This window comes from Anaerococcus sp. Marseille-P3915 (genome assembly GCF_900258475.1).
Taxonomy (GTDB): domain Bacteria; phylum Bacillota; class Clostridia; order Tissierellales; family Peptoniphilaceae; genus Anaerococcus; species Anaerococcus kampingae.
The window spans coordinates 1-2,294 of sequence record NZ_LT984890.1 but is presented as its reverse complement, the minus strand read 5'-3'; the positions used below and the strand labels follow the sequence as shown (position 1 = coordinate 2,294).

Annotated in this window: 2 protein-coding genes and 1 pseudogene; all 3 read left to right on the top strand. The window is 29.4% G+C overall.

Translation table 11 applies throughout. The features are described from left to right. Positions 1–134: 134 nt before the first annotated feature. Positions 135–1,769 carry a MobQ family relaxase gene (mobQ, locus tag C8269_RS10690; RefSeq protein ID WP_106461830.1) on the top strand — a complete coding sequence of 545 codons (1,635 nt, stop codon included), beginning with the start codon at positions 135–137 and terminating at the stop codon, positions 1,767–1,769. 73 nt (positions 1,770–1,842) lie between these two features. After that, the gene (locus C8269_RS10930) at positions 1,843–2,016 is read left to right on the top strand and encodes a hypothetical protein (RefSeq protein WP_019035175.1); all 174 of its coding nucleotides are present in this window, start codon (positions 1,843–1,845) and stop codon (positions 2,014–2,016) included. 183 nt (positions 2,017–2,199) lie between these two features. After that, positions 2,200–2,294, top strand: a pseudogene (locus C8269_RS11175) (PcfB family protein); the annotation flags it as partial.

Genomic DNA, 2,294 nt, shown 5'->3' with positions numbered 1-2,294 from the left:
TAAATCTCAAGGAAGTGACGAGTACACTCTATCTAATAACAATATTATACAGTAAATCTGAATAATACTTAGTCGAAAAAGGCTTATAGGTTACCTTTAACAACCTAAATACATTATATAAGGAAGTGATAAAAATGGCAGACAGTTTTCATTTTTCAGTAAACATAATATCAAGAGGAAAAGGCAAAAGTGCAGTAGCAAGTGCAGCATATATAAGTGGAGAAAAAATAAAAAATGAATGGGACGGAGTAACCCATGACTACACCAAAAAACAAGGAGTAATAAGCAAAGAAATATTTTTACCAGATCACGCACCAAAAGAATATAAAGACCGAAAAACCTTGTGGAACTCGGTAGAACTATTTGAGAAAAATTCTAATGCCCAACTTGCAAGAAACTTTATCATATCTTTACCAAAAGAATTAAGCATAGAAGAAAATAAAAAGATGATAGAAGAATATGTTCAAAACAATTTTGTAAAAGAGGGAATGTTAGTAGACCTAGCAATTCATGATGAAAGTAGAGAGGGAAATCAAAATATTCATGCTCATATAATGACCATAGTAAGACCAATAAATGAAGATGGAACATGGGGACAGAAAAGTAAAAAAGAATATATCCTAGATGAAAAAGGGGAAAAAGTATTAAACAAAAATGGAAAACCTAAGACAAGAAAAGTAGAACTAACAACCTGGAACGACAAAGGCAATGTAGAAAAATGGAGAGAAAACTTTTCTAATCTTTGTAACAAATATTTAGAAAGAGCAGGAGTAGAAAAAAGAGTAGACCATAGAAGTTTTAAAAGACAAGGCATAAAACAAATACCAACAATACATCTAGGAGCAAGTGCTAGTGCAATGGAAAGAAAAGGAATAAGAACTGAAAAAGGAGATATAAATCGTGAAATAAAAAAACAGAATGAACTATTAAAAAACATAGGAGGTGAAATAAAGAAAATAACATCATGGTTAGCAGGCTTCAAAGATAAGCTAAAAGAATCATACAAGGAATATAAAGACCAAAGTAAAAAGCAAATTGAAAATGAATCAGGACTCTTTAACCTCTACGAATATTTAAGCTTCTATCAAGAAATGCAAGAAAATAATAGAGCTGAATTATCATTTTATGGCAAAAGAAACAAAGCAATCTATGATCTAAAAAGATATGCAAGTGGAATAAATTATCTAAGAGAAAATAAAATAAAAACCATATCAGACCTACAAGGACATATAAACACCCTAAGAAGTAAAAACTCTGAAATATATAAGAACATAAAAGAAAATAGTCAAAAGATAGAAGACCTTAATAAGTGTTTAGCCTATGCAAAGACTGTAAGAAAAACAAAAGCAACCTACCAAGACTATGAAAGCAAGAAAATATTCAAAGAAAGCTTCTACAAGAATAACAAAAAGGAAATAGACCAACATATAAGGGCAAGAACCTTAATTGAAAAAATCACCGGAAAGAAAAGTTTAAGAGAAAAAGAATGGTTAGGAGAAATTAAAAGCTTAGAAGATGAAATCAGTAAACTAAATACAGAGTCAGAAAAGATAATGGAAAGATACAAGGAAATAAATCATATTAAATATGCAGTAGAAGTAGTGAATAAAGAATATGATATTGACCTATCAATAGAAATTGACAAGGCGATTAAGAGAGGAGAAAAAGAAAGTATCATAGAAAAGATAAAAGAATATAAGCAAGATAGTGATAGCTTTAATAAAAAAAGACAATCAACCAAATACTATTACAAAAATCAAGAAAGATAAGACCTGGTAAAAATATCTTATCCAAGCTATAATATGACCAAGAAAATAAAGGCAGATATAGGAGGTAATAGAGATGAATAAAAGGCAAGAGCTAATAGATGAACTCATAAAAGCAGATCAAGATGGAACATACAAAACATATAAAAGCACAGAAGAAATAAAAGCGATGAACAATGAAGAAATACAGATTATATATTCCAACATGAAAAACTATCTATCAGACAAAAGAACACACATAAACTATTAAAGGTGGAAAGGTATTGTAAGCTATTTTAAAGTATAAAAGGTACAAAGACCTAAGAAATATATAAAAACATCTAAAATAAGCATTCCACCACCAAGAACAATAAAATAAAAACAATCAAAGGGAAGTATAGAAAAATTAAAGCCTATACTTCCCTTTTTTTAATTCAAACAAAGGAGATAAAACATGATAAACGAAGAAATAAGCAAAGAAGCAGGTCAAGCAGCACAAACCATAATAACATACACAATAAAGGCAGCAAAAGAATCAATCAACTTAGA